This window comes from Geobacillus sp. LYN3 (genome assembly GCF_003064505.1).
In the GTDB taxonomy this organism is placed as follows: Bacteria; Bacillota; Bacilli; order Bacillales; family Anoxybacillaceae; genus Parageobacillus_B; species Parageobacillus_B toebii.
In genome coordinates, this window is sequence record NZ_QCWL01000001.1 from 155,494 (window position 1) to 181,782 (window position 26,289).

Annotated in this window: 20 protein-coding genes; 10 read left to right on the plus strand and 10 right to left on the minus strand. The window is 41.3% G+C overall.

Features of this window, described 5'->3' with window-relative positions; genetic code table 11:
• The first annotated feature begins 180 nt into the window (after positions 1–180).
• Together DCC82_RS00860 and DCC82_RS00865 are read left to right on the plus strand one after the other, a co-directional pair.
• Positions 181–816 carry a YigZ family protein gene (locus DCC82_RS00860; RefSeq protein ID WP_015865098.1) on the plus strand — a complete coding sequence of 212 codons (636 nt, stop codon included), beginning with the start codon at positions 181–183 and terminating at the stop codon, positions 814–816.
• 40 nt (positions 817–856) lie between these two features.
• A complete protein-coding gene (locus DCC82_RS00865) occupies positions 857–1,858 on the plus strand; it encodes an LCP family protein (RefSeq protein ID WP_097353867.1) in 1,002 nt (333 codons plus the stop codon).
• 54 nt (positions 1,859–1,912) lie between these two features.
• Here the strand turns inward: DCC82_RS00865 and DCC82_RS00870 are convergent, their stop codons facing one another.
• From DCC82_RS00870 to DCC82_RS00895, 6 genes are all read right to left on the minus strand, one after another.
• Positions 1,913–2,980, minus strand: coding sequence for a glycosyltransferase family 4 protein (locus DCC82_RS00870; protein ID WP_097353868.1), 1,068 nt, complete (start codon positions 2,978–2,980; stop codon positions 1,913–1,915).
• Positions 2,981–3,251: 271 nt separating this feature from the next.
• On the minus strand, positions 3,252–4,757 hold the full coding sequence (gene murJ / locus DCC82_RS00875; RefSeq protein WP_097353869.1) for a murein biosynthesis integral membrane protein MurJ: 1,506 nt from the start codon (positions 4,755–4,757) through the stop codon (positions 3,252–3,254).
• A gap of 83 nt (positions 4,758–4,840) precedes the next feature.
• The gene (locus tag DCC82_RS00880; protein WP_233252887.1) at positions 4,841–5,938 is read right to left on the minus strand and encodes a glycosyltransferase; all 1,098 of its coding nucleotides are present in this window, start codon (positions 5,936–5,938) and stop codon (positions 4,841–4,843) included.
• On the minus strand, positions 5,928–7,082 hold the full coding sequence (locus DCC82_RS00885; RefSeq protein ID WP_062679034.1) for a polysaccharide pyruvyl transferase family protein: 1,155 nt from the start codon (positions 7,080–7,082) through the stop codon (positions 5,928–5,930). Before DCC82_RS00885 ends, DCC82_RS00880 begins: the two co-directional genes overlap by 11 nt.
• A 166-nt stretch (positions 7,083–7,248) precedes the next feature.
• Positions 7,249–8,763: an N-acetylmuramoyl-L-alanine amidase gene (locus DCC82_RS00890; protein WP_097353870.1), complete on the minus strand. Its 1,515-nt coding sequence runs from the start codon at positions 8,761–8,763 to the stop codon at positions 7,249–7,251.
• Between the two features lie 157 nt (positions 8,764–8,920).
• Positions 8,921–11,221 carry a S8 family peptidase gene (locus DCC82_RS00895; protein WP_097353871.1) on the minus strand — a complete coding sequence of 767 codons (2,301 nt, stop codon included), beginning with the start codon at positions 11,219–11,221 and terminating at the stop codon, positions 8,921–8,923.
• Between the two features lie 274 nt (positions 11,222–11,495).
• On the opposite strand from DCC82_RS00895, the gene DCC82_RS00900 reads away from it, so the two are divergent.
• From DCC82_RS00900 to DCC82_RS00920, 5 genes are all read left to right on the plus strand, one after another.
• The gene (locus tag DCC82_RS00900) at positions 11,496–12,149 is read left to right on the plus strand and encodes a YIP1 family protein (RefSeq protein ID WP_097353872.1); all 654 of its coding nucleotides are present in this window, start codon (positions 11,496–11,498) and stop codon (positions 12,147–12,149) included.
• A 48-nt stretch (positions 12,150–12,197) separates the two neighbouring features.
• A complete protein-coding gene (locus tag DCC82_RS00905; protein ID WP_097353873.1) occupies positions 12,198–13,403 on the plus strand; it encodes an efflux RND transporter periplasmic adaptor subunit in 1,206 nt (401 codons plus the stop codon).
• A 70-nt stretch (positions 13,404–13,473) separates the two neighbouring features.
• On the plus strand, positions 13,474–14,430 hold the full coding sequence (locus DCC82_RS00910) for a DPM/DPG synthase family glycosyltransferase (protein WP_097353874.1): 957 nt from the start codon (positions 13,474–13,476) through the stop codon (positions 14,428–14,430).
• A gap of 153 nt (positions 14,431–14,583) precedes the next feature.
• Positions 14,584–14,931 carry an EamA family transporter gene (locus DCC82_RS00915; protein ID WP_097353875.1) on the plus strand — a complete coding sequence of 116 codons (348 nt, stop codon included), beginning with the start codon at positions 14,584–14,586 and terminating at the stop codon, positions 14,929–14,931.
• Positions 14,918–15,253, plus strand: coding sequence for an EamA family transporter (locus DCC82_RS00920; protein WP_233252888.1), 336 nt, complete (start codon positions 14,918–14,920; stop codon positions 15,251–15,253). The genes DCC82_RS00915 and DCC82_RS00920 overlap by 14 nt, the downstream gene beginning before the upstream one ends.
• A 93-nt stretch (positions 15,254–15,346) precedes the next feature.
• On the opposite strand, the gene galU is transcribed toward DCC82_RS00920, so the two are convergent.
• Positions 15,347–16,222: a UTP--glucose-1-phosphate uridylyltransferase GalU gene (galU, locus tag DCC82_RS00925; RefSeq protein ID WP_115657190.1), complete on the minus strand. Its 876-nt coding sequence runs from the start codon at positions 16,220–16,222 to the stop codon at positions 15,347–15,349.
• Positions 16,223–16,429: 207 nt separating this feature from the next.
• Here galU and DCC82_RS00930 point away from each other — a divergent pair, with 207 nt between their 5' ends.
• Positions 16,430–19,369, plus strand: coding sequence for an SH3 domain-containing protein (locus DCC82_RS00930; RefSeq protein WP_233252889.1), 2,940 nt, complete (start codon positions 16,430–16,432; stop codon positions 19,367–19,369).
• A gap of 271 nt (positions 19,370–19,640) precedes the next feature.
• On the opposite strand, the gene DCC82_RS00935 is transcribed toward DCC82_RS00930, so the two are convergent.
• Positions 19,641–21,920: an S-layer homology domain-containing protein gene (locus tag DCC82_RS00935; protein WP_097353879.1), complete on the minus strand. Its 2,280-nt coding sequence runs from the start codon at positions 21,918–21,920 to the stop codon at positions 19,641–19,643.
• Between the two features lie 158 nt (positions 21,921–22,078).
• Between DCC82_RS00935 and DCC82_RS18505 the strand changes: the two genes are divergently transcribed.
• Together DCC82_RS18505 and DCC82_RS00940 are read left to right on the plus strand one after the other, a co-directional pair.
• Positions 22,079–22,204 (plus strand): polysaccharide deacetylase family protein, encoded by a 126-nt coding sequence (locus tag DCC82_RS18505; RefSeq protein WP_286170443.1) that lies wholly within the window; start codon positions 22,079–22,081, stop codon positions 22,202–22,204.
• A 231-nt stretch (positions 22,205–22,435) separates the two neighbouring features.
• Positions 22,436–24,166 (plus strand): DUF6020 family protein, encoded by a 1,731-nt coding sequence (locus DCC82_RS00940; RefSeq protein ID WP_097353880.1) that lies wholly within the window; start codon positions 22,436–22,438, stop codon positions 24,164–24,166.
• 115 nt (positions 24,167–24,281) lie between these two features.
• Here DCC82_RS00940 and DCC82_RS18635 read toward each other — a convergent pair whose 3' ends face one another.
• The gene (locus DCC82_RS18635) at positions 24,282–24,389 is read right to left on the minus strand and encodes a hypothetical protein (RefSeq protein ID WP_483299660.1); all 108 of its coding nucleotides are present in this window, start codon (positions 24,387–24,389) and stop codon (positions 24,282–24,284) included.
• 201 nt (positions 24,390–24,590) lie between these two features.
• On the minus strand, positions 24,591–25,661 hold the full coding sequence (locus DCC82_RS00950; RefSeq protein ID WP_233252890.1) for an S-layer homology domain-containing protein: 1,071 nt from the start codon (positions 25,659–25,661) through the stop codon (positions 24,591–24,593).
• Positions 25,662–26,289: the final 628 nt, after the last annotated feature.

Consider the following 26,289-nt stretch of genomic DNA (forward strand, 5'->3'; position numbering starts at 1 on the left):
TTACCAACTGTGGATAATTTGAAAATCCCTATTTTGACGAAAAACTTTGAAATATACTCTTCATAGCTGAATAACAATAACAATCTATTTCTTTTTCTACTAAATTAGTATAACATGTTTTTGTCCAAAACTTATCGAATTTTTGAAACTCCTTTGTGTAACAGTGGGGTGATTTTTGTTTTGTTACAAAAATATTACACAGTAAAAGGGTACGGAGAAAACGAAATCATTATTGAAAAATCCCGTTTCATTTGCTATATCAATAGAGCAACAACAGAAGAGGAAGCGATTCAGTTTATCCAGCAAATTAAAAAAAAGCATTGGGACGCAACACATAACTGTTCTGCCTATATCATCGGCGAACACGACCAAATTCAAAAAGCGAACGATGACGGCGAGCCAAGCGGCACCGCTGGCGTTCCGATGCTGGAAGTGTTAAAGAAAAAAGGATTAAAAGATACCGTCGCCGTCGTCACCCGCTATTTTGGCGGCATTAAACTCGGGGCGGGCGGTCTTGTTCGTGCTTACGGAAAATCCGTATCAGAAGGGCTTAAGGCAGCTGGCATTGTCGAACGCCGCCTTGTGCGCGTCATGCATGTTGTCATTGACTACACATGGCTTGGAAAAGTGGAAAATGAATTGCGCTCTTCTGTATATACTATAAAGGATATCCATTATTTAGAAAATGTCGAGCTAGAAATTTTCGTTGATGAAGAAAAAAAACAAACGTTCATCGAATGGATGATGGAACTTACCAATGGAAGAGCGGAAATAAAAGAAGGGGAGACGGAGTATCTCGAAACGGACGTCTCTTAAAGCGGACATAAAGTCAAAACGGTGAAAAGGAGTTCCTATTATGGTAAATGAAAGAAAACGGCTTAAAAAGATGAAAAAGAAAAAACGGAGAAGACGCATTTTATTTTGGCTATTTGTTCCCTGTTTATTATTTCTAATCAGTTCCGCAGGATATGCTTTATTTTTAATGCATAAAGCTGAATCGATGATTAACAAGTCGTATGAAGAGATCGGAAACAATGCAAAGTCTATTGACCCAAAAAAAGATAACTTCTCTGTACTGTTTATCGGCATCGATGATAGCAAGTCGCGAAATTTTAAAAGTGATACCCGATCGGACGCGCTTATTCTTGCTACGTTTAACGCAAAAGACAAATCCGTGAAAATGGTGAGCATTCCGCGCGACTCATACGTATATATCCCTTGTGAAGACAAATACGATAAAATTACACACGCGCACGCTTATGGAGGCACAAAATGTACGGTCGAATCCATCGAAAATTTATTTGACATTCATATCGATTATTACGTCAAAATGAATTTCTACGCCTTCATGGATGTAGTAGATGCACTAGGGGGAATTGAGGTCGAAGTTCCTTATGATATTAAGGAAAAAGACTCGGAAGATCACCATAATGCTATTGTGCTGAAAAAAGGGCTTCAGAAGTTAAATGGCGAAGAAGCGCTCGCCCTTGCGAGAACCAGGAAGAAAGATAACGATATCGAACGCGGAAAACGCCAGCAACAAATTTTAAAAGCCATTTTAGAGAAAGCAAGCAAGACCAGCTCCATTACAAAGTATGACGATGTCATCGAAGCCGTAGGGGGCAATATGAAAACGAACTTCACGTTTGATCAGATGAAATCTCTCGTCCATTATGTTATAGGTGACAAAAAGCTGACGATTGAATCACTCTATCTCAAAGGAACAGACCATAACGACGGGATTTATTACTACATGTTAGATGAAGATTCCGTACAAGAAATAGGGGAAACGCTCCAAAATCATTTGCAATCATCTGACAGCACCAGCACCGATAAAAATAGCAACGAAGAACAGTAAGCCATAACAAAGTAAAAGGTCATCTTGGGAAGAAGCCCAAGATGACCTTTTTTATTAATTTTGTTTTCCATTGGCATAACGGATGACCCGAACAATTTTTAAAATTGGACGATAATTGCTGTCGACTAGGCCGATTTTTTCTGCCACTAATTCAAGGGCAAGCAGGACAACAACTAATATAATCATCGATACCCATACAGCAGCCTGTGACAGAATAATCGCTATGAGTCCAAACAAGGCGCTCATGCCATAAATAATGAGAACCGTTTGGCGATGGCTGTATCCAAGCCGAAGCAAACAGTGGTGCAAGTGCGATTTATCAGGCGCAGATAAAGGCTGTTTTTTAACAATTCGGCGAATAATTGCAAAAAATGTATCAGAAATTGGCACTCCTAAAATGAGCACAGGCACAACAAACGAGATGAATGTAACATTTTTAAACCCTAACAGCGCCAACACGGAGATCATATATCCTAAAAATAAAGCACCTGTATCGCCCATAAAAATTTTCGCCGGGTGGAAATTATATAATAAAAACCCTAATGTGCTTCCAAGTATAATGAATCCTATCGAGGAAACGAACCAGTCACCCATAATGATGGCCATTCCAGAAATAGTAATTAAGGCGATCGCGGACACTCCCGCAGCCAGCCCGTCAAGTCCATCGATTAAGTTAATGGCATTAGTAATTCCCACAATCCAAATAATAGAAATAGGGATGCTCAATACCCCAAAGTGCAGTTCCCCGCCAAACGGAAGGTTAATGAAGGTGACTTGGATTCCTCCGATTACCACCACAATAAAAGCGGCGATAAGCTGACCCAAAAACTTTATTTTTGCCGAAAGTTCGTAAATGTCATCCAGTATGCCGATAACAACGATAATCGAGCTTCCGAGCAAAATATACATCCAATCCTCGTTCCATGGGCGCAAAATAAAATAACCAATCAAGAAGCTGATATATATCGCTAAACCGCCTAAACGCGGCATTACTTTCTGATGGACTTTTCGATGATTTGGCTTATCAGTCGCTCCAATGGCAAACGCTAATTTTTTTACAATTGGGGTTAAAATAACGGAGCAGGCAAAACATATAAGCAAAGTCATCCATAAAGATAGCATGGGAACCCCTCCCTTAAGTTCTAGGATAACCACTCATCTAACTTCTCACTCGAAACGGCTGTTGCCATTTTTTTTAAATTTGATTTCCAAACACTTTCAGCGCTCAAATCCCACAGCGTTGATTATAGCATATTAACTCTATTACATAAATAGCAAAATCACTGAAAATCTATTAATCTTTTTCTTTATTCATATATTTCGAACATATATGTATTTTCTCTGTACGCACATCTGCCTTTAGATAAACAAACAGTCATAAAAAAACAGCTGCCTATTTCGCCATCGGCAGCCGTTGAAGAGAAATTAAACGAAATGATTTTAACAAAAGAAAGGAGAAGAGAACGAATATGACTCCGCCTGCTGCAATATTCACAATATGATTGCTAAAATCTACATATTTGTGAATGATCGATGCGGCGATCGTTACACAGATGGCATACAGGAAAAGCCGAAACCACTGCGTTTCTTTTTCAGGTTGGAGACGCAGCTGTACCACGCTTGCCGCAATCAGCATGAGAAATTGAAAAATGGCGCTAATCGTCGTTCCCCATGCTACAGCGTCCGCTCCATATTTTCCAATGAACAGCTTAATAATCAAAATATTGACGCCAAATACGGAAATCATGCCGGTAGCGACTGGAACGAACGATTTTTCCATTGCGTAAAAAAATCGTGTGACAAAAAGATTAGCGGCTTGCGCAAACATCCCGATGACAAAAATTTTTAGCATCATCGCCGTCATTTTTGTCGATTGTGCCGTGAACGATCCGTATTCGAAAATGAGCTTTACCACTTCTTCAGCATAAAAATAAACAAAAATCGAAACAGGAATAATAATCATGAATAACGATTTTAGCCCACGGAAAAATATAGATGAAATGCCCGCATAATCTTGCTCTGCTGTTTTTTTGGCAAGCATTGGGTAGATGACTGTCGTTACGCTAGTCATTAAAATAGTTTGCGGCAGCTGGACAAACTTCGAAGCATAGTTTAAAGCCGCTACATAGCCGGCCTCGAGCTGTGATGCGAACATGCGCTGAATAAAAATATACAATTGCAGCGTCGCACCGCCAAATAGGACAGGTATAGCAATTTTCAACATTCTAACGATGTATTCCGATTCCGTCGTCACCCATTGAAAACGAAAGCGGTGCAAGTTATTTTTCCGCAAATGAACAAACAAAATAGCAATCATCATCACAGCACTTGCCACCGCTCCCCATCCATATGCATAAATACCGCAAAAAGGATAAAGCAATACGACCAGCAGCACAAACATCCCGTTATTCACCAATGTCGCAACAGCAGCGCTATAAAATTGATTTTGCGCGTTTAAAATGCCAGAAAACCACATTGAAAAAACAAGAAATAACGCAGACGGAGCCGTAATGGCAAAAAGCTGTGACGTCATCAGCAACTGTGAGCCGGTGAGACCTGAAAAAAAGAATGCGACAATGGCTTTTGAAAACAGCATTAATCCTGCTGTGAGCAATAATAAGAAAACCAACATATATGTAAATACAGTATTGTGAAAGCGCTGCTTCTCTATATCGTTCACCATTTTACTATAGATGCTGATGTAGGCGGTCGTAATCGCCCCGCCAAGTACCAAATACAAAAAGTTAGGAATGGTATAAGCCAAAACAACACTATCTGCTAATGAGGACGTGCCAAAATGATATCCGATGATCACTTCACGTATAAAACCGAAAAATCGGGCCAATATGTTAATAACGGTTACGACACCAATGACTTGAAACAGGCGTTTTCTGTTCACATCCTCACCTGCTATACCACTATTTTTTGCGTTCATCATACCCATTGATTTCGTTTGGAATTAGTATTTTTGAAATAATAATATTACTCAACATGACCGTAAAGCTGAAGAATTTGATCAATAATTCGCTCTTGATCATTTTCTTGGGCGCGCGCCTCACCTTTTTGAATTAGCTGTTTCCGAAGGGCAGGATCATCAAGAACTTTTTTCATTCCCTCGAATAAGGAGTCTGGATTGCGAGGCTCTACAAGCACGCCTGCCCCATCATCCAGCAAATAAGCCAATCCACCAACACGGCTTCCGACAACGGGAGTATGACAAGACATTGCCTCTAATGCCACCAATCCAAATCCTTCTAAATGAGACGGCAAAACAAACATCTCTGCGGCGGCCATCCACACCGCTACCTCCTGCTGTTTCATCGCATCATATATAGATACATCGTTGATTCCCGCTTCCTTAATGCGATGAATGAGTTCATTATAAAAGGCATTATCCTTCTTGGCCCCAATCATATAAAGAGAAACAGAAGGATATTCTTTTTTCAATTTAGAAAATGCTTCCACCAATTCGATTAGTCCTTTTTGACGAATAATATTTCCAACAAATAAAATTGGAACCTCATGTTCACCGATCCCGCAGCGTCTTCTCGCTTCCTCTTTATCAAGCGGCTGAAATATGCGGCGATTTACTCCCATGTTAATCACAGAGACGTTTTCTCTAGGAACGCCGAATTCATTGCGAATTTGTTCGGCAAGTTTGTGCCCTACCGCAATGACATGGTCCGCCTCTTGTAAAATGGTTGTAGTCCACTGCCGAATCCGTCCGCTTTTGTTGGCCATCCGGTCAATATCCCCGCCATGCGCGGTCACAATTAGCTTCGTCTTCCACCATTTTTTATACAATAATCCCAACATTCCTGTAGGAAAGACATAATGAGCGTGAACGACATCATAACTTCGGCCTTTTATCATACAATGAATCAGCGTCCGAAGAAACCAAAAAATATATTTCATCAGGACATTTGCCTTGTCAGTACGAGGGTTTGTTACAGCAATGACATCCACATCCAGCCCTCGGCCGCGGAGAGCTTCCACTTGATTTTTCACAAATATGCCAAATGATTTTGCCGTTTCCGTCGGATACATGTTGCTTAACACTAATATTTTTTTAGCGGACATGTTTCTCACCCATCAAACGCAGCAATTCAATCCCTTCCCCTGCTTTCTCTCTCATCTGTTCAGCTATTTGTATCGTTTCCCGTTGAATGTCCAACCAATTTTTCTCCATCTTCTCTACAATCTGAACAAACGAAGTCGGTTCCATTCCTAGTTCTTCAACAGAAACATAGCGATCTGTCTGGCGGATAAACGTTAAAAAATGATGAACTTTTGGATGATAGCCAACGCCAATGATTGGAGTTTTTGCGACAACCGCCAAAATAAGCGAATGCAGTCTTGTTCCAATCACAAGATCATGGGAAGCACAAATAGAGACAATATCATTTGGATGCAAATTTTCATCAATAATGGTGACACGATCACTATGTTTCATTCGTGAGGCAATATCCTTTGTAACTTGCACATCCTGGGGATATTTCGTTGAAAAAAACGTAACCGTCACGTTCTTTTTCTCAATAAGCTGATCCAAATTTTTCGCCATTCCGGTAACGTAATTGGAGTACTTTTGTTCATTAGAAGTAGGCCAATACTTCCCATTGTAATATGGCACAGCGGTAACGGCTACTTTTTGAACAAAGCGTGATTCTTTCTTTTCGTTTGGAGCAGCTAAATACAGTGCTGGATCTCCGATTACATGTATGTCCCTTTTCACCCCTAGCGCCTGCAGCAGCCGTTTCGATTGCTCATCCCGAACGGAAATGCAGAAGGCTTTTTGGGATAATTGCTTAATGAAAAAGGCCCCCAGTTTCGTTTCAATCGGACCTACCCCGACTCCGTAAACAATCACTTTACATCCTGCGTAATGCCCTAATAACCCAAGAGTAGCGTATAATGGACCATCCCATTTATACAAATCCATAAGAATTCCGCCGCCGCCCACAATGATTGCATCGAGCTTTCTCATGATAAAATAATTTTCTTTTAATGTTTTCATAATAGAGAACAGGAGAGGGCCTTTGCGGTGAAAGATAGGAACTGCTTTGACCCCGTATCGTTGCTCTGTATCCTTGGGATTGTTGCTAAAAACAATGATATCTTCGTTGGGGATAGACAGCTCCTCTATCAACTGTTTTAAGATTCCTGTTAAAATTGCCTCATCTCCATTATTATTGTGACCATAGTTTCCTATAATACCTATCTTCATAAAAAACACCTTTTTAAAAATGATTGTCGAAAAATGTTGTTCGTCTCAACTTTATTCATTATACTATTGTTTCCTTATCCATAAAAGCACTTTTGACCATTACATTATAGCAATTTTTCAATACAATGAAAAATGAAGGGAGGCCCTTTGGGCACCCTTCATCTTATCATTGGCTGTAATATTGGACAATGCCATTATAAATCGATTGCGCAAAAATATCTTGATAGTAATCGGAAGTCAATTTTTGGTAGTCACTGTTGTTCGTGATAAAACCGAGTTCGATCAGAACACTTGGAACATTGTTATTGCGGACGACGTAAAAATTATAGTCTTTTACGCCGCGATCTTTCATGCTGGCGTTGCTTACGATTTGCTGCTGAATGGCTTTCGCTAGTAAATAGCTTTCGTAGCCATTCGGATTTTTCGATGTATCATAATAAGTTTCTGTGCCGCTCGCAGATGGGCTTGCCGAGTTGACATGAATGCTGACAAACAGCTCCGCGTAATTATTTTTGGCAATCTGCACTCGCTCCTCGAGCGTTTTATACACATCGCTTTCTCTCGTCATAATGACTTTAGCCCCGGCGCTTTCCAGCTTCTGTTTCAGTTTTTTCGCAACAGACAAAACGATGTTCTTTTCATACGTTTTTTCTTTCATCGTCCCTGGATCTGTTCCGCCATGGCCGGCATCAACCACAATAATACGCCCTTGCACCGGATTGCCGCTCACATTTTTTAATTTCAAATAGGACTTATGTACATATCCCGTTTTGCCATTGTACAAAATTTTCGCCCAATATCCGTTTATCTCTAAAACATTAACCACTGTCCCACGAACAAGCTGGCCAATCACCGAAGCGTTGGCGTTTCCAGCCGAACGGACATTTAATGTGTCCGCAGTCACTTTCCCTGTAGCAATAGCAGGGCTATTGACCGAAAGGCGGAAATCTTTGTTCAACGCGCGAGCGACAAATGCGGAAAATTGAGCTCTTGATATATATGACTCTGGCATAAACTGATTGTCGCTTCCGTTAGAAATCCCATGGTAATACAGTTTCGCGATGTAAGGATAAGCCCAGTAATCTGGCTTAATATCACGGAAAATCTGCTGGTTTTCCGCAACGGCAGGCTCCGGTAACTTAAAAGCAATAGCAATAATTTTGCTCATTTGCGACCGTTTCAGTGGAGCGTTTGGTTGAAACGTTCCATCATCATATCCCTTGAAAATTCCTTTTTCCACCGCTCTCTCAATCCAACCTGCCGCCCAATGGGAAGGAGGAACATCTTTAAAACGAGCACTAGTTACAGGCTTTTCGCTTTCTCCTAATGCTTTCATAATCATTTTCGCCGCCTGTGCTCTCGTTACGTTCTCGTTTGGATGAAATTTCAATACGCCATTTTCATTATATCCTTGGATAATCGAGCGTTCGTATAAAAATTCAATCTCTTTTTTTGCCCAGTGATTAGCTGGTACATCAGCAAATATCGTTTTCTCGGTGGAAGCGGTCGAAAAAGAAGCATAGGATGATTTGGCATTAAACGGCGATGGCTGATGAAAATCACGAATTTCCTGCAAATTATCGCGGGAAGAAGTAGCAGATGAATCCATTTCTGCATAAACCGCCGAGCAGTAACAAAACAACATCAGTGAACAAACCAACAATAATCGCAACGGCTGCAACAACATCTCTCCTTTCATTATCCAAAATTCGGGCAAATATGTACATTCTCCCTTTATCAACTTAATTCTATGAAACTATGTATAAAATCGCAACCCTAATTCGACAAACTTTTCCAAATATACGACATAAAGCCCATCATGATAAGCATGATGAGCTTTATTTCCTATTCGACATATATCGATATGTTCTTGCAAGCATTGCCGCAAATTGAGCGCGGGTAAGAAATTCATTTGGACGAAAATACGGCTGCTTCGTAATAATGCCTTTATCCGCTAGCTGTTGGACCGCATAATAAGCAAAATGCCCTGGGCCGTCTATATCTTTAAACGCATAAGGAGTTCCAGAAAACGAACTTTCGCTTAATTTTAATGCTCTTGCCAACATTACTGCCATTTGTGCTCTCGTCACAAACCGCTCTGGATAAAAATGTCCATTATCATATCCTTTCACAATCCGCTGATCGTACGCGGCGTAAATCGGCACTGCCCCCGCCATTGTCAGCGGCGTATCGAGAAAAGGGGACTGGATTTGCTTCGGCCTCCATTGGAACAACCGATTCATCATCATCACAGCATGTCGCCGCGTTAACAAGGCGTTAGGACGAAATGTATGATCGGTAAAACCGTTAATCCATCTTTCACGGTACGCCGTTTGAATTTCTTCGTATGCCCAAAATGACGATGGAACATCAGTGAAAGAAGCAGATGCCGATGATGTCGAATTCATCCAACGTTCATCAAAAGCAACTACCTCTCCATTATGATCGGCGCTGATCACCGTCAGCTTTTGCTCATTCCTAGCTGATGGAATATCGGGCAATATAAATGAAATCCAATGATCATCAGCGTTTCTTTTTTCTACGAACTGATCATCGATAAAAACATACACATCTTTGCCAATCAATCCTTTCGAAATGCCGAGAAGCTGCTGTTTCGAAAATGAAACCGGCTGGCCGTTTTGGATGGTCAGCCAATCAACCGCTTCACTGTACGGAAGATGGATGGCTTTCGCCGCCTGCACTACGCCATATCCGGAATGAGTATCATATCCTTTTTCTCGTATATCCTTCGCTGACTCAAATAACCGCTTGCGAATTTGTATATCATCCAAGCGCGGATCCATTGCCTTTAATAACGCCGCCACGCCCGACACAAAAGGCGCGGCCATCGACGTTCCGTTTAGGACACGATATTCATTATTCATATATGTACTGAGAATATTTTCACCAGGCGCACTAATATCCAGTTCCCATCCATAATCGGAATAAGGGATAATTTGATTGTTTTCGTCCACCGCCGCAACCGCAATCACTCCTGGGTAAGAGGCAGGATAAACCTCCTGCAGCGAAATTCCCCAATTGCCTGCAGCCGCTACGATAACTACATGATGTCGAAGAGCGTTTTGAACCGCTTGTTCCAAAACAAGCGTCTTTCCTTTTCCAGCCAAGCTTAAATTAATGACATCCGCCCCGATCGATACCGCGTCATTGACCGCCTTGGCGATCTCAAAATCACTGCCCGTCCCTTCACGGTCAAGCACCTTAAAAGGAACAACATCCACAGGAGCAAATCCTGCTGTTCCAACAATGCCCTCATGATTATTCGCACAAGCAGCGATAATTCCTGTCACGTGCGTACCGTGTCCATGGTCATCCAGCGCCAGCCTTCCCGGATGAACGTAATCTCTCCCTAAACTATGAAGAACGTTTCCGCAAAAGTCTTTATGTATCGCCGCTCCTGTATCAATGACAGCGACAAGCACATGATTGACTGCCGTCACATTGGTTATAACGGGCGGTTCTTTCCAGCCATTTGCTTGAATATGAATCTGTAACACCTTATATGTATGATTTTTCGGCAAAAGCACGTCCAACGTGGATAAATTGCCGTTATTTTGCGAGACCACCTGCCCATTCTCATCCATCACTTGGAGTGTCCATAGGCTTTCGACGTGATCAACAGTGACCGATAAGCGGGATAGCTTCATTTCTTGCTCTGACAAAATCGAAAACCGCAGTGTATGTAATGGCTGTCCTTCATATGTCATTGCCCCTTGGTCAGTTACGATTTGTTTTCCTATTAAAATATTACGTGGATGAAACTCAGGCGCCACGGACAATATATCAATTTTATTCATCCCCCATTGTTGAGAGAAAAGAGGATCATTAAAAATAGAAGAAGCGAGCGATTTCTGATAATTCGGCTCTACCTTGGATACCATGGAAAGCTTTTGAATTCCGTCCATTTCCTCCTTCGTAAACAGAGCTTTTACTACCCACTGCTTCTCTTTCACTTCGTCTTTTACTCTATCTCTATATTTCTCCATAAATAGCGAATAATCTTTTTCATTGTCAAAATAAATGAGCCATTCAGATAAGGACTGACCGTGTGCCTCTTTTGCAAACAAGAAGACACAGCCAATAAAGAAACAAAGCATGAACCAAAAAGGATTCCGCATGTTTTCACCTCTTTCTCTTTTTTCTAATTTAGTATAGCAAACAACGAAAAAAAAGAGCCGCCTTTTTCGTAAGGCAGCTCTGGCTAAAATATTGCGCTTCTATAATATAAGAAGCCTCGGTTGGATGCTTTTCTATTTTAACAAGCAACTTTCATGCTTTGATACAAGTAAATTTTAGCATTTCTTTCATTAACTATTTTTTGTTTAAATTTGTCAATATTTGCGCTAAAATGATAGAAGTGTGTACATATAAAATTCACTAACGGGGGATTGAATGATGTTTCAAGTTCGGCTTTGGCATGGCATACTCCGCCCTTCCGCTGCTTTTACAGAACTACAGCAGGCGGAAACGGTACGGGGATTTTTTCGAAGACTTGTTATTCTAGCATTATGCAATGCGCTTCTTTCCGGATTAGGAGTCTATATGGGATTGGATACGGAAAGATTTACAGCATTGATTGGAAAAATGCCCGACGGCTTTATTGAAACAGCAAAACTGCTATTTGCCGCTGGTGCAATTGGACATGGCCTTATCGCTCCAATGATCGTCATGTACGTCACATCATTGTTGATTTGGCTCATCATCAGAGGAAAAGTGCCGTTTGACAAAATCATGACGATTGAATTGTACGCTATGTTTATTTATGTTATCGAGCATGCGCTATTCCTTTTATTCCGTCTAACGACAGGCGCGAATGCCTTTTCATCACCATTTGGACTCGGCATTATCGCCCAACTTGCTTCCGATCATCTTTTTCTCATCCATTTTTTCCAATCGATAACCATCTTTTCTATTTGGAGCTTGATGGTGCAAACAATCGGTTTAACCATTTGTTCTTCGATGTCAAAATGGGTTGTGCTGACGATGGTTGTCAGCGTTTATCTATTTATCCGTCTTATCGCTTCGTTTATTTTTGTCATGGTTTAGTAATGTCAAAAGTGCGGTAAAATCCCATATAAACTGAGGGGGATTCCTATGCGAAAAAAATGGATGATATATGGAACATTCATCATCGCCGCCGTTTTTTTCTTCATTAATTTATATCTCTTTCATCAATATGACAAATCTCTGTCGCGCACTGTCATCAGCGATTCCATCATTCAAGTAAAACAAAGGGATTTCACATTGTTTTTCCCTGCTAAAGGTGTCGTTTCTTCTCCGAACGTCGAAAGAATCTTTCTGCCGTCAACGATGAGTGAGGTGGAAAAAATTTTTGTTCGACGCGGGCAAGAAGTACAGATGGGGACACCATTGTTTTCATTAAAAAGCGATCAACTCGATGAACAGATAGAAGCACTTGACAATGAACTTACGTATTGGCAACAGCAACAAAACGAAGTGGAACAAGCGATCGAGTCATTGGAAACAGATGCACAAACCCAAGAAGGCCAAGAAAACTCTCAGGCACTTCTCCTGCAGCAACTGCAGTCAGAAAAAAGAGAGATTGAATCGAAAATATATCATATGACGAATCAAAAAAACGATTTACAGAAAAAAAAGGAAAAACAAATAGTAAAAAGTCCGGCTGCCGGTATCGTGTCCAACGTGGAATTGAATAAACCGCACCCGTTTATTTCTATTGTCAGCCGTCCTTACCTCATCAAAGGGACATTATCCGAAATGGAGCTGCCAAAAATAAAAGAAGGCCAACGTGTAAAGATCATACCGCTTGGGCAAAGGAAAAACATCTATTCGGGAACAATAACGGAAATTGACAAAATCCCGACGCAGCAAAAAAAGGAAAGCTTTTATCCTTTTTATGTTCATCTTGAAAATAACGAAGCATCCTTGCCATACGGGTCACATGTGTCGCTCTCGATTATTTTGCAGGAAAGCAAAAACGTTCCATCCATCCCAAAAACATCTATTGTACAAAAACGGAAAAAATACATTGTATATAAGCTTTCTAAAGACAAAGTGGATGCGCGCAGCGTTCAGCTTGGTTTAGCGGATGGGCTAGAACGTGAAATAGTGAGCGGAATTCACGCAGGCGATTGGATCATCGATAACCCTCCTTCTTCCCTTTATGAAGGGATGACCATTTCGACTCCAATGGAACTTGGAAAAATAAAGAAAGAGTATTTTCGTTATTTCTCAAAAACGGATATGGCGTCACTGATCACATCGGGATTTTTCCGTACGAAGACCGATGACGTGATAGAAAAAATGATGAAAAAATGATATGCTTGTCCCTGTGTTTCTTTGCAATGTGAAAAGCGGCTCAATATTTTACGATAAAGGAGTGAACACCATGAAAGTTGCTGTGCTTATCCCTTGTTACAATGAAGAAAAAACGATTGGCAAAGTCGTTAGCGATTTTAAGCGCGAATTGCCAGAGGCAGACATTTACGTATATGACAATAATTCAAAAGATAAAACATCTTTAATCGCTGCCGAGCATGGCGCAATCGTTCGCAAAGAATTGCGCCAGGGCAAAGGAAACGTCGTTCGGTCCATGTTTCGCGAAATCGATGCCGACATTTATGTCATGGTCGATGGGGACGATACATACCCTGCCGAATTTGTTCATCAGCTGATTGAGCCAATTAAAAGAGGAGAAGCCAACATGGTGATTGGCGACCGTCTATCCAACGGGACGTATTTTCAAGAAAACAAACGCCCGTTTCATAACTTTGGGAACAACCTCGTTAAAAACTTAATCAACTTTTTATACAAAAGCGACATTAAAGATATTATGACAGGCTACCGCGCCTTCGACAAATTGTTTGTAAAATCAATGCCCGTTATGAGCCCGGGGTTTGAAATCGAAACCGAAATGAGCATCCACGCGCTCGATAAAAAATTTCTTATTAAAGAAGTGCCGATTGATTACCGCGACCGTCCGGAAGGAAGCGAATCGAAGCTGAACACGTTTTCCGACGGATGGAAAGTGTTAAAAATGATTTTTACCTTATTTAAAGATTATAAGCCGTTCTTGTTCTTTTCTTTATGGGCGTTGCTATTTTTCATCCTTGGACTCGCCGTCGGCATTCCCGTCGTGGTAGAATTCATTCAAACGAAATTTATTACTCGCGTCCCTTCCGCTATTTTAGCAGTAGGATTAATGATTTTCTCGTTGCTGTCATTTGCCTGCGGACTCATTTTAGACACAGTTGCCGCTGCGCATCGGAAGCAGTATGAACTTGAACTCAACAGAATGTATGAACACTTGAGAGAAAGAGAAAAAGAACGAAATGACGTCTCTTAATTGTTACGCAGCCAGCTTTATAGCTGGGCTGCTTAGCGGTGTCTCGATGACATTTTATTCTTTAGCAGGACCACTCTTAACCATAATGGTATGATCATTTTTTATCCCTTTTTTATTTGCATTCATTTCCGATCGAAAGAAAGGGATGCCACCATGAACTCGTTTATTCAATCGCTGAAGAAAAACAAAATCGGTATTGTCCTCATTTTATTGGCATCCATGAGCACAGCAAGCGGCCAGATGTTTTGGAAGTTATCGGGAGGACAATGGAACCGCTATTTAATCCTAGGGTTTCTATTTTATGGTGTCGGTGCTGTTCTAATGACCGTAGCTTTCCGTTTCGGGAGTTTGTCTGTATTGCACCCTCTTTTAAGCGTGGGATATGTGTTCGCGCTGCTGCTTGGGATTACGTTTCTTAATGAACAAATTACCACGCTGCAGGCGATCGCGGTCGTACTAATTATCGCCGGCTCGGTTCTAATCGGGGGTGGGGACGATTAAATCATGGTTACTGCTTATCGTCATGACACTCCTCGGAGCATTAGGAGGATATTATTTAAAAAAAGCAGCAAGCCAGCGCATCGGATTTCACATTTCGTTCCTTTCGTTCTTTGCCGCTGGCGGATTGCTTTATGGCATCAGTGCGATATTAAATATTATCGTATTGCAGCAGCTCCCATATACAGTTGTATTTCCGCTGACATCGATCACCTACATTTGGACACTCCTATTGTCAGCGATCTTGCTAAAAGAAACGATCACTCGCCAAAAAATCATCGGCGTGCTGTTCATTATCGTTGGTTCTATCTTTCTTGTGCTTTAACCATCCCTCCCGCTATCTTTCCTTCTCTAACGGGAGGGAACATTTTTTTAGATATGGGCTAATTATACTCCATATTGATGAGCTTTCTCCCCATCAAGGCAGTGTTTTGACGATTTCTTTTAAAAACGCGGCAAGCTCCTCACGCAATTCTTCGTTTTGCAAAGCAAACTCGATAGTTGTTTTAACAAATCCCAATTTTTCTCCAACATCGTATCTCTTTCCTGAAAAGCTGTAAGCATATACCGACTGTGTTTCATTCAATTTTTGAATCGCATCAGTAAGCTGGATTTCTCCTCCTGCTCCCGCTTCTTGCTTCTCCAAGAAGCCGAAAATTTCCGGTGTCAATATGTAGCGACCCATAATGGCCAAATTCGACGGAGCCGTTCCACGAGGAGGCTTCTCAACAAACTGCTTTACTTGATACAAGTTTCCCATTCGTTCCAACGGTTCAATAATGCCGTAACGGTGTGTTTCCTCGTCCGGCACAGGCTGAACACCAATCACGGAACAGCCAGTACGTTCATATTGTTCGATCAGCTGGCTTAGGCACGGCTTTTCGGCTTGAACAATATCATCGCCTAAAAGTACAGCAAATGGTTCATCTCCAATAAACTTTCGCGCGCACCATACCGCGTGTCCCAACCCTTTTGGCGATTTTTGACGAATGTAATGAATGTCGACTAAGTTCGCGGAATGCCGAACTTGTTCCAACAAATCATATTTCTTTTTTTCAAGCAACGCTTGTTCCAGCTCCGGAGCGTTATCAAAGTGGTCTTCGATCGCTCTTTTCCCTTTTCCGGTAACAATAATGATATCTTCGATTCCTGAAGCAATCGCTTCTTCTACAATATACTGAATCGTCGGTTTATCGACAATCGGCAGCATTTCCTTCGGCATCGCTTTTGTCGCCGGGAGAAATCTTGTTCCAAGCCCAGCGGCAGGAATAATGGCTTTTCGTACCTTTTTCATCATAGAACTCCCCTTACGTTCCAATTTGCTATTTCATTATACCTTAACAAAATTTAGGGAACAACCGATCTCTTTTTTCGATATAAAACGCTAAATATCTCGTTATCTATTTTTTTAGTGCCATCAAACTATGTCAGTTTATTAGGAAAAATGATATAATTTGTTATGTCTACCATACTATCTCTTTGGAGGGGGTGTTTAACACGCATGGAAGCACAGATAAGAAAATTCCTAGCTTTGCTATCTATTTTACTTTTGCTAGTTTCCTATGGCATTTCTCCGGCATATGCTGCCAACACGCCAGCAAACACCGGTGAGGAAGCGAATACGTATGTGCAAGTAACAAGCGAAACAGCGCCGGTCAAACAAACGGAAACAAATCAGCAGGTCGGGGAATTAGCGAAAGGAACCATCTTGAAAGCTGTAAAACTCGAAAACAATCGTGTTTACATTCAATGGGGAACCGAACTTGCCTATCTTGATCGTACTGATGTGCAAAATGCCGTTCTTTCCGAACCACTAACAAGCTATACATATGAAGAAAAAGCGCAATCCACATATGTGCTAGTCAAAGAAAAAGCAGCCGTTTACACAAAAAACGGTCAATTAATCGGATATTTAATGCCAGAACAACAATATCCGGTTTCTCAGGAGCTTGATGACGCATTTGAAATTATTATCGGAAACCAGCTCGGATACATGAAAAAATCTCCGTCTATTTCTGTAACAGAGCCAAACGATCAAACGGCGTCCGATTCTGAAGAAACAAAAAATACGGATACCGCGCCGACAAACGGCACAGAAACAAGCCAGCCAATAACAGAAACAAAACAGCCAGAAACGGAAACAAATACAACAGAGGCCAATAAAAGCGCCACCACAAATCAAACAGCGGCTCGCGCCTCCATCGCATCAACCAATCAAACAACGGCTGCTCCATTTACAGCGAGCACGAAATATTTTCAAGTTGTCGACGATCAAGTAGCGGTCTATGATAATAGCACCGGAAAACTTGTTCAAGTTGGCACGCTTGAAAAAGGACAAGAGTTTCCAAGAATAAAAGATTACGGCAATTGGCATCAAATTCAATTTGGTACAAAATACGCATATGTCTGGAAAGCATCCACTGTTCCATCGAGCGGAAAAAGCCCGATGAAAACAGGCAGCAACGCAGGGGGAAGCACCGTATTTACCGCTGTTATTGACTTGCCTGTATATGACAACTCAACCGGGGCGCTTGTTCATATCGCTACAATCAAAAAGGGGCAAATTTACCCTATTATCCGCAAATTCGGGGAAAACTGGTACGAAGTTTTAATCGCTGGAAGAATCGGTTACGTCCATAAGAGCGGCGTGCAAATCAGCTTCAAGCCTACTGATCGTTACTTCCGTGTCACGGTCGATCAACTAGCGGTCTATGACAACAGCACGGGAAAACTCGTTCAAGTCGGCACGCTCGAAAAAGGACAGGAGTTTCCAAGAATAAGAGACTACGGCAATTGGCATGAAATTAAGTACGGAAAAGGGGTCGCGTACGTTTGGAAAGGTTCAACGGAGCCTTCGAGCGGTTCTTCCATCCGAAACGCCAATTCTGCTCCTCCGACTGGTGTGACTTTTACAACCATCGCTGATGCGCCTGTATATGACAATTCATCGGGAACACTAGTACAATTCGCTACCATTAAAAAAGGTGTCAGCTATCCGGTTGTGAAAGAATTAGGAAACTGGTATGGCGTCGATGTATCGGGGCGGATTGGCTACGTCCATAAAAGCTCAGTAAAACTTCCATTCAAAAGCACAGACCGCTATTTCGAAGTGCTGGAAGATCGTCTTCCTGTCTATGACAATAGCACAGGAAAACTAATTGCCGTAGCTTACTTGGACAAGGGGCAAGTATTCCCGCGCCTGCGCGATTTCGGCAACTGGCATGAAATCAAATATGGAAAAGGGGTCGCGTACGTTTGGAAAGCATCGACAAGGCCGCCATTTTCCATTCAACTAAAAAATGAAAATAAAGGCCTCCAGCCAACAGACAAAAACTTTCTAGCGATATCTGACACACCTGTTTACGAAGATCCGAATAACACAAAAACACGGTTCGCGATCATCAAACAAGGGGAAAGCTATCCAATCATTCGCGAGGAAAACAATTCTGTCGTGATCGACATCGGCGGACGAATCGGTTACGTGTGGAAAGAGGCAATCCAAATTGGTCCGGTTATCCGTTACACATCCTATAATTTAACACTGGATGACATGTTAAAAATTCAAATGCAAAAAAAACCGCAAACCGACTTATACCGAAACAGTCCGTCCTACGTACTTGCTGAGTTCATAAAAGTCGATAAACCGGGTACGTTCCCAACGACCGGAACGGTTATAGCCACTGCGTTAAACGTCCGGGAAGGAACAAGTACATCCCATTGGATCGTAGGGACGTTAAAAGCCGGCGACATCGTGCAAGTGGTCAACCAAGTAGGCGATTGGTATGAAATTAAGTTTGGCCCTTGGAAAAATGCAAAGCCGGAAGATGTCAAAGCCTATCTCGATCCTAGCCGATTCAGCCGCGACAGCAAAGAATATTTTCAGTTTCTTGTTCTATCAGAAAGTGCGGGTGTCCCATTAAACGAGCTAAATGACAAAATTTTAGCCGGCAAAGGCATCCTTGCCGGAAAAGGCCAAGCATTTATCGAAGCTGGCCAAAAATATCATATTAATGAAATTTACCTTATTTCACATGCGCTCCTTGAAACAGGAAACGGCACTTCCCAATTAGCAAACGGCGTGCTGGTCAGTGAAGTGGACGGCAAACCAGTTGAACCGAAAGTAGTTTATAACATGTACGGACTGAACGCTTATGATAGCTGTCCAGTCCGCTGCGGTTCGGAATACGCTTATAAGAAAGGCTGGTTTACGCCAGAAGCAGCGATTATCGGCGGTGCCGAGGAAATCGCCAATCGATATATTCACAATCCAACCTATAAGCAGGATACGCTATACAAAATGAGATGGAATCCAGCCAACCCAGGAGTACATCAATACGCAACCGACATTGGCTGGGCGGTCAAACAAGTACGCAACATTAGTGCGCTGTACGACTTGCTTGAACGGTATACACTCATTTTTGACGTGCCGATTTACAAATAAACAGTGAAACGCTCCAAATGCAATTCTTTGGAGCGTTTCATTTTTTATTAATATCATGATATATCACCCACAAAACAAACTAGGAAATACCTTGATTATATGGAAATATATTTTTCGACAAGAAACAATTACTTATAGACATATTTTGTCGAATTTTGTAGAATGAAGTCGCGGTAAGATTTTGTTTGGTAAGCCAGTTGCTTTGCATAAGCACTGGCCCCTTTTTTATTTTTCCTTAAAAAACCTCTCAGGGCTCCTGAGAGGTTTTTCTTCACAGACCACTATCGACAGCCTGATTAAAAATCTGGATAGATTGAACGTTTAATCCATTGGAATACGGCGTTTCAGTCGTTAACAAAACTACTTTCCCGTTTGAGACAAAGATATTCTGAACAGTACCTGAAACAATCCATTCCTTTACTTCTTCAAATGTTTGGTTGTACATTCTCACTGTATGATCTTTTGCTGTATAAAATACGTTTGCTGTCCGATCAAAAGCGATGGCTGTAAACGGTTGAATCGTTGCCGCATAAGTCATATTCGTGCTTTGCAAAGGAGTAGCATAAAATACCGTTCCTGCATGGTTAAATAAATATTTTCCATCGCTAGAGATGGTCATATCCTTAGCAAGTTCATAGTCCCCATGATACGGCGAATCATAATAGACCGTAAACTTGCCATCCGAAACAAAAAATACTTCCATATCTCTAGGAGAAAGATCTGTATCGATTGCATAAATTCTCGTTTTGTCCGGACTCATTTCCAAAAAGCTTGCCTGCCGAATCGATGTAGAGTCCACTTCTTGATAAGTGGTGCGGTCATAGCTTTTTAACAACGTCCATTGCCCAGAGCCTGATGAAATATAAATATAGCGGTCATCCGCCACTATATCATACGGATCGATGGCAACGTCAAATACTTTCTTTAATGTAAACGTGTTTGCATCAATGATGGCTATCGCCCCTTGCTGGTCTTCCTCCGACCAATAAGAACTATGCTTTCCTTTTAACAACGTAATATATAGTTCATTATTAGCAAAGTATAACCGTTCAGCAGGCAGCGGCAACGGCAATGTTTTTACTTGTCTTGTTTCATAATTGACTTCAACAACATTTCCAAATACATCAAGCCCATACAAAATCGGCAACGATGGATGAAAAACCGATGTCACTAAATTTTGCTCTAACACAAATTTCGTCGTTTCCACAGTAGGAGCCGGCGGCTGTTCGCCAGGATCCTTCTCTTCATTCGGTATTTCCCCCTCTTCCGGTATTTCCTCTTCTCCATCATCAATAACCGGCAGCTCTTCAATAGAAAGAACCGGAAGCTGATAAAATGGAACACCAATATATGGTTGAAGAACATCTTTAATATGGTCCACCGCCAATGCAAAGTTGAGATTTCCTATTTCAAAGCCAAAAGAAACCAATCCGACAACGTAACCATACATATTTAATAGTGGTCCGCCTGAGTTGCCAAAGGTGACTGGCGCTGTAAATTGAATATAATCCGCTTCCCATCCTTCTTCTTCAAAATGACGAATCCCGCTGACAATACCGATAGAAACGGAGTTATAAAATCCTAGTGGGCTTCCGATGGCAACGATATCATCCCCCTCTTCCACCATTGATTTAGAACCGAGGCGTAATTGCTTAATCGGCAATAAATCGTATGGCTTTAAAATCGCGATATCATTATCTAAATCGTAATCCACCACTCCTTCTAGTTCATAAATATCTCCCGTATGCGTTTCCACCTCAAAATATGATCCGCCATTAATAACATGATAGTTAGTAACAATCAATCCGTTTGTTGTGACAAACCCGCTTCCTTGAGAAATAAGCTCTTCATTTTCATCATACACATCAATCATTACAACGCTTTCCTTTTTCGCGATAATTTCCTTTCGGCTAAACGGCGTCAAAACAGGTGGCTTAAACTCATCATTGATATACCTTGCCAAAAACGCCGCAAAATGCATGCGCTGAATCGAATCATTTGGACGAAAACTGCCATCAGGGTAACCGGTTGTAATTCCGTTCGCTGCTAATGCTTGCACATATTCATATGCCCAATTTCCTGGTTTTACATCGGTAAAGTCTTTGTTCCATTTTCCTACAAGACGAAACGCATTCGCAAAAATCTTTGCCATTTGTCCCCGTGTCAGCCGTCCATACGGATCAAACGAACCATTTTCTTTTCCGCTGACAATGCCGAGTTCCACGGCGGTAGCGACTTCCCGATACCCATAATCCCCTTTCTTCACATCCGTAAACTGGACAGAAGAATCTTCAACAAGATCGATGCCTAGCGCGCGCAAAATGAGCTGCACCGCTTGTATCCGCTTTACAGAATCATTCGGACGGAAAGTTCCATCCGGATACCCTCGAATCACACCTAATCTTGATAAATAAGTAATCTCTTTTTCATATTGTTTCACATCACGGAACGAAACGCTTTCCGCCGCGGCTGTTTCCGCAACTGGAAACACGAAAAATGGAAACAGCAGGACGGCAGCCAGCACAAGGGATATAAAGCGTCGAGTTCTCACAAAAACTATTCTCCTTTCTTAATAATAAAATTGTTATTATAACCATATTTTAATAGAGCAGAAGAAAAAAGTATCTATTAATTTTGATGGAAATTAAATACATTTCTTGACAATCTTCCATTTCCAAATTTATGCTTTATGAAGGAAACAGCTTCACCATGGCATTTACGACAAAAATCGGAACAGTAAAACCAGGAGACGATCCATATCAGTTAAAACGCCTCGGTATCGGTCCTGATACGACATTAGAGGAGTTTAAACGCATCATCCGCCTCGTTGAATAAAATAAGGAGAGCGGACCGATTCGGCGCCCTCCTTTTCTGCCTCTTTCTTTCCACTTCCTTATTATTATGTTATGCTTGTCTATAGAATTTTTTCACGCCACGCGTATTTATGATTCTTATCCACTCATCTGTCTGAAAAATGAACAGATGTCGCGCCTTTCTTCAATTGCCATCAGCAGATAGCTTACATAATAATGCTAATGCTTTATGAAAAAGGAGAGTGCGAATGCCATGTTGCAAAATAGGATTTTTAGCGCCATCGCAGCGCTGATCAGCACGATATGTACTATCTTATTTTTTTCTCCCATTCATCGGGACATTTTTGCGGAAGGGGTTTTCTTATTTTTCCTTCTATTTGCCGCTTATTATATAGTGCTTCAAAACAAAGCGCGCCTTTTATCCCTTTTTCGCTCAAAACAATGGATAGCGGGGCTGTTTATGCTATTATTTCCATTCTTTGCTGTTCTCAGCATGAAAGGAGAACAAACGCATCTGCAGCACTCGCCGCTGTTTATAAAGTTTCTTATTTATATCGGAACTTATGTTAGTACGTCTATCATTGTGCTATTTGCTGCTTCATTGATTCTATCGATAAAACCTAACCGTCCTAATCCGGACAAAAAGCGGGTGCTCATCTTTGTTTACGCTTTGCCTTCGCTTATCGTTTGGCCGTTTTATCTCATTGCCTTTTTCCCTGGGGCAATGACAGCGGATTCTATATTTCAGTGGGAACAAGCCCATACTGGAAAATTCAATGACTGGCATCCGGTCATGTACACATTTTTTATCATGCTGGTAACGGCAGTATGGGACTCTCCGGCCGCGATTGGTATCGCGCAAATCATCATTATTTCGGCTGTTATTGGCTATTGTCTATTTGAATTGGAAAAAGCAGGGGCGCCGAAATGGGCGGTTTGGATCGTTTCCATTTTATTTGCCGTCAGTCCGGTCAACGGCATTTATTCCATCACGGTCTGGAAAGACATTTTATACAGCACGTTTATTTTGCTGTTTACTACACTGATATGCAAACTGATCATGACAAATGGAAACTGGTTGAATAGCTTTCCATCTTTTCTCTTTTTTACAATGGCGGCATTGGGAGTTGTCTTTTTTCGGCATAATGGATTTGTTGTCTGTTTGGCGTCGTTGATCATATTGTTCGCGGTGTTTCGTCATCTATGGAAACGGTGGCTCCTTGTCATTTCACTTGTGGTCGTCATTCATTACGCCGTAACGGGGCCTTTATTTACTTATTTGAACGTTACGCCATCCGATCCAAACGAAGCGCTAAGCATTCCAACCCAACAAATCGCTCGCGTTATCGCGTATAATGGGGAAATGACCGAACAACAAGCCGAATATATCAATAAAATCATGTCATTAGACTTATGGAAAAAATTCTACAATCCTTACGTGACCGATCCAATTAAATTTTCCGGCTACTATAATAAGCGAGCGATTTTTCCAAATCATCTTTCCACCTATTTACGGACATGGTGGGAAATTTGCCTGCAAAATCCTCGACTCGTTATCGAGGCGATGATGAAGCAAACTTCCCTCGTCTGGCAAATGAACGAGCCGAACGACGGATACACGTCCATGTTCGTTACCAACGTTTTTTACGGGAACAAATTTGGTTTAAAAAATGAAGTGATTTCTCAGCCAATAACCAATATGGTAGGTACATACTTAAAATGGTCCGAAACAACGGGCAAACCGTTTCTTTGGCGTCCGGCAGTATATATGTTCTCTATTCTGTTGTTTACGTTTATCGCCTTTTTGCGGAACGATCGAAAAGCTTGGCTTTTGCCAATCGCCGTGCTGCTCAACGCGGGGACGGTATTTATCGCCTTGCCGGCGCAAGATTTTCGCTACTTATATTCCAATTCACTCGTATTCTTTATCGCATTTTTATTCGCGTTTATTTCATACCGTAAAACGCCAAACGGGATAGAATAAACGCATGTGTAAGAAATCTGAAGACAAAGAGTATGAGAAAAACAAAAGGAGAGTATCCGTGCGAAACGATACTCTCCTTTTCAACATATTTACGACACATTTCGGCTAACAACATTTAATTTATATAGTTAACAAATACTAAGAAACGATGCAAAATAGCAGCGATATGAGAACGGTTCGCAGGTTCTCGCGGAGCAAATTCACCTATCTCGCGTCCTTTCATAATGCCAGCCTGCAGCAATAGTTCCACATCATCCCGAACCCCAATCCCTTTGCGTGAAAATCCTTATAGTTTTTGATTAATTTTTGTTTTTTATATCCAACATATTGCATCGCACGGGATACAATCGATTAGATCTGCACGAAAAGAAAGGAACCAAACCCTTTCATGGCTTGGTTCCTCACATCAACAATAAAAGGATCATTATTCTAGGCTAAACCAAAGCTCATCGTCCCATTCCCTCTGCCATACAATGAGAGGGGTATCATTCTCATTTACTAAGAAAGCCACCCATCCTTCCACTTCCCCGCCTTTATACAAATTTGCGGACAGTCTCGGCTCTGGCTCAACGACAAAAGGAATGTCATAAACTACTCCGTTCTTGCTCACTGCTTCAAATGCTGCTGAATTTAAATCGTAAGAAGAAAATGTTTTTCCAGTAAACTCAAGCAAATGGAACCGGAACTTCGCAAGGATATATTTTTTCCCTGCTGGCGGCTCCTCATTAAACATATTCGCTGCTTGAATCATTTGCCACGCTTGTTCACCGTCAGTAATGACATCGGTTAACTCTATTTCGTATTTATGGCGCCCATATAGCCAATTATCGGTTTCTACAACCACAGGCTCCCCGAGTTTTGCCGGATTTTCTTTCGAATTGACAGGCACTCTAAACGATGGCTCTAAAGCACGAGCAAAAAACACGCTAAAATGCGCTCTTGTAACCGTACCGTTCGGCTTAAATGTTCCATCCTGATAAATTTTCGTAATGCCATTTGCCGCCAGCGCACTAACATAAGGATAAAGCTCTTTTGAAACATCGATAATTGGCTTATGATATGTTCCTTTCAAGCCGTATGCTTTCACTAACACCATCGCCATATCGGCTCTAGAAAGCGCTTCATGTGGCCGAAACGTTTGTCCTTTTGGAAAAATCCCTTCATCCACAACCGCAGCGATCGCATTATATGCTTCTTTATCTAAATTTTTTATATCTTTAAATCCAGGATTAGGACGATTGGAAGTATCTAAACCTAATGCTCTCGTAATCATAATTGCAGCTTGGACGCGCTTCACCGGCTGATTAGGTTGGAATGTCCCATTGGGAAACCCTTTAATAATCCCCTTACTGCTCAAAAACTCAATTTCCGATTTTGCCCAAAAATCATTCGGGACATCTTTAAATTTTGATTTTGCTTCTGTCATTGCCGCAGGAAGCAACAGAAAACTGAACAATAAAAAGACCGACAAGCAACTATACAATTTTTTCATCATCGATCCTCTTCCCCCCATTTTTGCCAACAAATTTATTCAATCATTGAATTTATTAACAGTAGTAAATCCCCCATACTAAAACTTTATTTCTTTCAAACTAGTTTCTTCGACGCATAGTTCAATCTATAACCAAGATTTTGGCAACTATACAGAGATCCAGGTAAAAAATTCGACCAAATCATTTTTTAGGATGCGCTTTCAAACAAAGAAGTGACAAACATCTACTATGTTGAGAAATCAAGTTGAATTTATACACCTCCTCTGATGTCATTTATTTCCTAATATCATTGTAATACTTGCATTTTTTGTATTTCAATGACTAATCTTTCGACAAAAATCGGGCAATGCTAATAAACCTCCGAAAAGTTCATGAAAAAAATGAGCATATAGATGATTCGAACCGATGCTCCAGTAGCTAAGTTTTTGTTTGCAAACTACTCCAATATATTACAAGTTCCTTGGAGAATTTCCTCTCCAAGGAACAGCTTCGATACGACGCTGAACACAACTTTTGAAAAATGGTAAACCACATGATACTCTATATAAAAGCAACATAGCATAATAGTCTCTCGTCTCAGAAAAGCGCAGTTAATTCGTCGATTGGTCCGTTGGCGGATTCTCCGTTAAT